7 protein-coding genes are annotated in these 6,252 nt (G+C 73.3%); 3 read left to right on the top strand and 4 right to left on the bottom strand.

Annotated features, from left to right (window positions below):
• Positions 1–12: 12 nt before the first annotated feature.
• Positions 13–765 (bottom strand): adenosylcobinamide-GDP ribazoletransferase, encoded by a 753-nt coding sequence (gene cobS / locus EQG76_RS01590; protein WP_235031154.1) that lies wholly within the window; start codon positions 763–765, stop codon positions 13–15.
• Between the two features lie 79 nt (positions 766–844).
• Between cobS and cobT the strand changes: the two genes are divergently transcribed.
• Positions 845–1,861, top strand: coding sequence for a nicotinate-nucleotide--dimethylbenzimidazole phosphoribosyltransferase (gene cobT / locus EQG76_RS01585; RefSeq protein ID WP_159710001.1), 1,017 nt, complete (start codon positions 845–847; stop codon positions 1,859–1,861).
• On the opposite strand, the gene EQG76_RS01580 is transcribed toward cobT, so the two are convergent.
• Positions 1,858–3,192 (bottom strand): cobyrinate a,c-diamide synthase, encoded by a 1,335-nt coding sequence (locus EQG76_RS01580; RefSeq protein WP_159709999.1) that lies wholly within the window; start codon positions 3,190–3,192, stop codon positions 1,858–1,860. The two genes, cobT and EQG76_RS01580, sit on opposite strands and share 4 nt — an antisense overlap.
• Positions 3,193–3,219: 27 nt before the next feature.
• Here EQG76_RS01580 and EQG76_RS01575 point away from each other — a divergent pair, with 27 nt between their 5' ends.
• The gene (locus EQG76_RS01575; RefSeq protein WP_159709997.1) at positions 3,220–4,335 is read left to right on the top strand and encodes a cobalt-precorrin-5B (C(1))-methyltransferase; all 1,116 of its coding nucleotides are present in this window, start codon (positions 3,220–3,222) and stop codon (positions 4,333–4,335) included.
• Positions 4,314–5,060 carry a cobalt-precorrin-6A reductase gene (locus EQG76_RS01570; protein WP_159709995.1) on the top strand — a complete coding sequence of 249 codons (747 nt, stop codon included), beginning with the start codon at positions 4,314–4,316 and terminating at the stop codon, positions 5,058–5,060. Before EQG76_RS01575 ends, EQG76_RS01570 begins: the two co-directional genes overlap by 22 nt.
• Before the next feature lie 25 nt (positions 5,061–5,085).
• On the opposite strand, the gene EQG76_RS01565 is transcribed toward EQG76_RS01570, so the two are convergent.
• Positions 5,086–5,745 (bottom strand): calcium-binding protein, encoded by a 660-nt coding sequence (locus EQG76_RS01565; protein ID WP_159709993.1) that lies wholly within the window; start codon positions 5,743–5,745, stop codon positions 5,086–5,088.
• Between the two features lie 9 nt (positions 5,746–5,754).
• On the bottom strand, positions 5,755–6,252 hold a 498-nt coding region (locus EQG76_RS01560; RefSeq protein ID WP_321573425.1), incomplete at its 5' end, for a calcium-binding protein.

The following is a 6,252-nucleotide window of genomic DNA, read 5'->3' as shown; positions in this document are numbered from 1 at the left end:
CCGCCGCCAGCCTCAGCCCATGTGCTGGCCAGCTACGGCTGCCAGCAGGCATGTGGTCTCGACCAGTTGCTGGGTGGCGCCCAGCGTGTCGCCGGTGAAGCCGCCGAGGCGCCGGTGGGTCCAGTGCATGGCGATGGCCAGCATGCCGGCGGCAGCCGCGAGGGTGGACAGCGCCGGGGCCGGGCCGGCCGCGGCCACCAAGCAGAGACTCGCGAGGGCAATCGCGAGGGTGGCCCTCGCCGGCGTCACTCGGCCGGCGGCAGCGCCCAGGCCATCGGGCCGGGCCGGGTGCTGGAGTGCCATCGTGACCGCCATGGCGGCCCGCGACAGGCAGGCGGCGCCGAGAAGGGCCAGGGCGACGCATCCGGGCGTGGCGAGGGTGGCCAGCGCGCCGGCACGCAGTGCAAGGGTGACCAGCAGGGCGAGCGTGCCGTAGGTGCCGATCCGGCTGTCGCGCATGATCTCGAGCGCGCGCGCCCGGCCGGCATGGCCGCCCAGCGCGTCGAACACGTCAGCCAGCCCGTCCTCGTGCAGCGCACCGGTCAGGACCATGGACGCGGCGAGGGCCAGGATCGCGGCGAGCACTGGCGGCAGACCGATCCGATCCGCCAGGAGGAAGGTCAGGCCGGCGGCGGTAGCCACTACCAGGCCCGCCAGCGGGAACGCCCAGGCGGCGCGCGCGATGGCGGCCATGCCGGCAGGATCGCCGGTCCGGATCGGCAGCCTGGTCAGGAACTGCAGGGCGAGCTTGACGTCATGGAGCAAGTCTTGTGTCCGTGCCGGCCGGTCAGAGGGCGAGAGGTGTCCTCCTGCCGGTCGGTACCCCAGCCTCGGAAACGCCGCCATGAGCAAACCGATCCTCGACACGACGGCGTTGCCGCCTCCCGACTCCGCGGCCCTCGCGGCAGCACGGCAGCGCGAGGCGACGCTGACCAAGCCCGCAGGCGCGCTCGGGCGGCTGGAGGAGGTGACGGCGCATCTGTGCGCCTGGCAGGGCCGGCATCCGCCCCGGCTCGATCGGGTCGAGGTCCATGTCTTTGCCGGCCGTCATGGTGTGGCGGCCCAGGGTGTCTCCGCCTATCCGGCCGCGGTCACCGACCAGATGGTGCGCAACTTCCGCAAGGGCGGTGCCGCGATCAACCAACTGGCGCGCAGCTGCGGCGCCAGGCTGGTGGTGCACGACCCGTTCCCGCACTGGTCGACGCGCGACTGGACCAAGAGTCCGGCGATGGATCCGGCGGAATGCGTCGCCGCGGTCGCGGCCGGCAGGCGCGCCGTCGGGGAGGGTGCGGATCTCCTGGCGATCGGCGAGATGGGCATCGGCAACACCGCGACGGCCGCGGCAATATGCGCGGCACTGCTCGGCGGTGGTGGCCGGGAATGGTGCGGTGCCGGCACCGGCCTGGACGCAGAAGGTATCCGGCGCAAGGCAGCGGTGGTGGATGCGGGACTCGCCCGGCACCAGGAGGTGCTGGGCGATCCGGAGCTTGTGCTGCATGCATTGGGCGGGTTCGAGCTGGCGGCCATGGCCGGCTGCATCCTCGAAGCGCGCCGGCGCCGGATCCCGGTGCTGCTGGACGGCTTCGTCGCCGGTACGGCCGCGGCCCTGCTGTTCCGCCTGGACCCGGCCGCCATCGCCCATTGCCTGGCCGGCCATGTCTCGGCGGAGCATGCCCATCGCGCCCTGCTTGGCCGGCTGGGGCTCCAGCCGCTGCTGGACCTGGAGATGCGCCTGGGCGAGGCGTCGGGCGCGGCACTGGCGATCCAGGTGGTGCGCGCGGCCGTCGCCTGCCACACCGGCATGGCGAGCTTTGCCGAGGCGGGCGTGGCGGATCGGACCGGCAGGGAGGAGGGCCGCTAGTCGGCCCGGTCGACGAGATGGACGAAGCTGCCGCAGACCCGGCCCAGCAAGCAGCCGGCATCGGCGCGCGGTTCGCCGCGAGCATCGGCCAGGCTGAACAGCCGGGGGCCGCGCGCCTCCAGCTCGCTGGCGTAGTGGAACTCGTGACCCCGCCAGCCAGTCCTGGCCAGGCCCAGCGGCGAGGAGTGTCGGGCGGTGACGCGCCGGTAGCCAAGATGCAGCCTGGGCTTGGCGAAGCTGGTCACCACCGGCAGGAGGCCGCTCATGGGCTGGGCTTGCCCGTCCCGGTCGACCAGCACCTCGCCCAGCACCATGTAGCCGCCGCACTCGCCATAGACGGCGGCACCCTTGGCGGCCGTGGCACGGAGGCCGGCCATGAACCGGCCGGCGCCGGCCAGGGTGGCGGCATGCAGTTCCGGATAGCCGCCCGGCAGGTAGACCGCATCGGCGTCCGGATCAGGCGGCTGGTCGGCCAGCGGTGAGAAGGGCAGGAGCTCTGCGCCGCGCGCTCGCCAGCCGGCCAGGACCGACGGGTAGGCGAAGGCGAACGCGGCATCCTCCGCCAGTGCGATCCGCTGGCCGGGCGGCTTCAGCGGTGCCGTCCGATGCGGCAGGGCGGCGACCGAAGGGAAGCGTGCCAGGCGAACCAGGCGCGGCAGGTCGAGATGCCGCTCCACCAGGCGTGCCGCCTGATCGAGCTGGCGGTCGAGCCCGGCCAGCTCCTGCGCCTGGACCAGGCCCAGATGACGCTCGGGCAGCGTCAGGGCCGGGTCGTCCGGGAGGAAGCCCAGGATCGGGATGGCCAGCCGGCCGGCGCAGGCCTCGCGCAGCAGCCGGGCATGGGTGTCGGTGCGTACCCGGTTGAAGATCACGCCCACCACCGCCACGTCGGCGCGATGGTGGCAGAATCCCTCGATCAGCGCCGCAACCGAGGCCCCCATGCCCCTCGCATTCACCACCAGCACGACCGGGATGGCGAGGGTGGCGGCCAGATCGGCGGTGGCACCCGTGCCGTCCGCCGCCCCGTCGAACAGGCCCATCACCCCTTCGCCGATCAAAAGGTCGACCGCCAGCCCCGCCTGCTCCAGGATGGCGGTCTGGGTGGCGACTCGCATCGCCCAGGGATCGACATTGGGGCAGGGCCGGCCGGAGGCTGCCCGGTGAAAGGCCGGGTCGATATAGTCGGGGCCGACCTTGAAACCGCCCGCCGTCTGGCCGCGCCGGCATAGCGCGCGCAGGATCGCGGCGGTGATTGCGGTCTTGCCTGAGCCCGAGGCGGTCGCGGCGACCAGAAGGGTAGGGGCGGAGCTGATGGGAGTCTCCCGGTGCATCCAGTGACCGGACCAGGATAGCCGGGCATGGCGACGAAACCGAGTGACGAGACGGCGTCTGCACCGTCCCCGGCGCTCCGGCGCGGCTGGACCACCGGGACCTGTGCCGCCGGTGCCGCCAAGGCCGCGTTCCAGGCGCTGGCAGGCGCAGGCTTCCCCGATCCCGTCGAGATCACCCTGCCGCGCGGCGGCAGTGCGAGGTTGCCGCTCGCCCGCACGGAACTCGCCGCCGATCAGGCGTTCGCCGCGATCGTGAAGGATGCCGGCGACGACCCGGACGTGACCCATGGCTGCGAGGTGGGCGCCACGGTCGCACTCGCCCAGCCCGGCAGCGGCATCCGCTTTCGCGCCGGCCCGGGCGTGGGCACGGTGACCCTACCAGGCCTGCCCCTGCCCCCCGGCGAGCCCGCCATCAATCCCGGGCCGCGCGCGATGATCCGCACCGCGCTGGAAGAGGTGGCCGCGGCCACGGGCCAGCCCGCCGATGTGACCGTGACGGTGTCGATCCCGAACGGTGTCGAGATCGCCGCCAGGACCTGGAACCCGCGGCTCGGCATCCTGGGCGGGCTGTCCATCCTGGGTACCACCGGGATCGTCGTGCCCTATTCCTGCTCGGCCTGGATCCATTCGATCCAGCGCGGCATCGACGTGGCGCGTGCCGCCGGACTCGATCACGTGGCGGCCTGCACCGGCTCGACCTCGGAGGCCGCGGTGCGGCGGCGCCATGCCCTGCCGGACCTGGCGCTGCTCGACATGGGTGACTTCGCCGGAGGTACGCTGAAGTATCTGCGCCGCCACCCGATCGCCCGGCTGACCCTGGCCGGCGGCTTCGCCAAGCTCACCAAGCTGGCGCAGGGTGCGATGGATCTCCATTCCGCGCGCAACCCGATGCGGCCCGACGCACTGGCGGACCTCCTGCGGACCGTCGCGGCACCGGCACCGCTGGTGGCGCTGGCCGCCACCGCCAACACCGCCCTGGAGCTGCATCAGGCCGCCGATGCGCTGGGCTTTCCCCTGGCGCAGCACGTGGCCGAGCAGGCGCGCGCGGTGGCGCAGGGGGTGGCTGGCGACGCGGTCGCGGTGGAGGTGCTGGTGTATGACCGGACCGGCAGGGAGGTCGGATGGGCGCCAGGCTGGTCCTGATCCTGGGCGGCACGGCGGAAGCGGCCGGCCTTGCCGCCGCCCTGGCCGACCGACCCAGCTGGTGGACCGTGACCTCACTGGCCGGGCGCACCAGTGAACCCAGGCCTGTGGCGGGCGAGCTGCGCCAGGGCGGCTTTGGCGGGGTCGCGGGCCTCACCGCCTGGCTAGCGGCCGAGCGTCCGGCAGCGGTGGTGGACGCCACCCACCCGTTCGCGCGGCAGATGCCCTGGCACGCGGCCGAGGCCTGCGCTGCGCTCGGCATCCCGCGCCTGCGCCTTCTGCGCCCGTCCTGGCAGCGCGCAGGGGAAGACCGCTGGGTGGAGGTGGCCGACGCGGCCGAGGCGGTCCGCATCCTGCCGAACTTCGGCAAGACCGCGCTCCTCACCACCGGGCAGGAGGAGGTCAAGCTCTTCCTCCAGCTCCACCAGCGCATGCGCCTGGTCCTGCGCAGCATCGAGCCGATCCCGGACCTGCCGCTGGGCGTGGTGCACGTGCAGGCGCGCCCGCCCTTTACGCTCGAGACAGAGAGCGTCCTGCTCGCGCGCTATGGCGTGGACGTGCTGGTGAGCAAGGCAGCGGGCGGTGCCGCCGGGCAGGCCAAGATCCTGGCGGCACGGGCGCGCGACATCCCGGTCGTGCTGCTGGCCCGCCCGCCGCAGCCCGAGGGTCCGTGCTGCGGCGGCGTCGCGGGCGCACTCGCCTGGCTCGCCCAGCAGGGCTCGTGACCTGGGCGGACCGGCGGGTGCCTGCTCAGGCGACGATCACCTGCCGGTCGTCGAACAGGAAGAGCTCGACGTTGCGCACCACATCGGTCCCCTCGGTGTGGAAATCGGTGCCGACATAGGTGACCAGCCAGCTGCCGTCCTGCCCCTGGTCCAGCAGGTAGGCGGCGATGACGTCGACGAACCGGGCAATATCGGTCCCGGCACCGCCGTCGAGCAGGTCGTTGCCCTCGCTGCCGAACAGGAAGTCGTCCCCGTCCCCGCCGGCGATCCGGTCGTCCCCGCCGCCCCCGTCGAACTCGTCGTCGCCGGCGGAGCCATGGAGGTCGTCGTCGCCGCCCAGCGACAGGAACCGGTCGTCGCCCGGGCCGCCCTCCATCGTGTCGCGGTCCTCCTCGCCGCCCAGCCAGTCATTGCCGTCGCCACCCGACAGCCGGTTGGCACCATAGCCGCCATGCAGGGTGTCGTTGCCACTGCCGGCAATGATGATGTCGGCGCCGTCGTTGCCGCGGAGGAGGTCGTTGCCAGCGCCGCCGTCGAGCCGGTCGTCTCCGCCGCCGCCATGCAGCCAGTCATCACCATCGCTGCCCCACAGCGAATCCTGGCCCTCTTCGCCGGCATAGCGGACGATCCTGCCCGCCAGATCGACCTCGAAGCCGATCACGTCGTTGCCGTCGCCGCCGAGCAACCGGTCGTCCTAGTCGCCGCCCAGCAGGTAGTCGTCGGCACCGCCGCCCGAGATGCGATCGCGGCCGCGGCCACCGTGGATGCGGTCGCTGCCCCCGCCACCCTCGATCAGGTCCTGCCCGTCCTGGCCCCAGAGGGTGTCATGGCCGCTCCCGCCCCGGATCAGGTCGTCGCCGAGGCCGCCGAGCATGGTGTCATCGCCCATCCCGCCGCCGATCCGGTCCGTTCCGGCCCCGCCGCTCAGGCGGTCCCGGCCATTGCCACCCTCGATCCGGTCGTCGCCCGTGCCGCCGATGATGCGGTCGGCGCCGTCCTTGCCCCAGAGCACGTCACCGCCGGCCTCGCCGAAGATCGCATCGGCGCCGGCCCCGCCGATCAGCGTGTCGTTGCCGGCTCTGCCGAACATGGTGTCCCGCCCGGTCGTCCCGGCCCGCACATCATCGCCCGCCGTGCCCGTGATCCTGGCCATGTCCCGACCTTCCCGTAGGACGCCGGCCTGCCCGGCCGC

This window comes from Geminicoccus flavidas, assembly GCF_009806515.1.
GTDB classification, from domain to species: Bacteria; Pseudomonadota; Alphaproteobacteria; order Geminicoccales; family Geminicoccaceae; genus Geminicoccus; species Geminicoccus flavidus.
This window is presented reverse-complemented; position numbering and strand designations above follow the sequence as displayed.

Bases quoted from the DNA above. Each gene is read 5' to 3' on its own strand.
- cobT (WP_159710001.1), top strand. From the start codon at position 845: ATGAGCAAACCGATCCTCGACACGACGGCGTTGCCGCCTCCCGACTCC.
- EQG76_RS01580 (WP_159709999.1), bottom strand. From the start codon at position 3,192: ATGCACCGGGAGACTCCCATCAGCTCCGCCCCTACCCTTCTGGTCGCC.
- EQG76_RS01575 (WP_159709997.1), top strand. From the start codon at position 3,220: ATGGCGACGAAACCGAGTGACGAGACGGCGTCTGCACCGTCCCCGGCG.
- EQG76_RS01570 (WP_159709995.1), top strand. From the start codon at position 4,314: ATGGGCGCCAGGCTGGTCCTGATCCTGGGCGGCACGGCGGAAGCGGCC.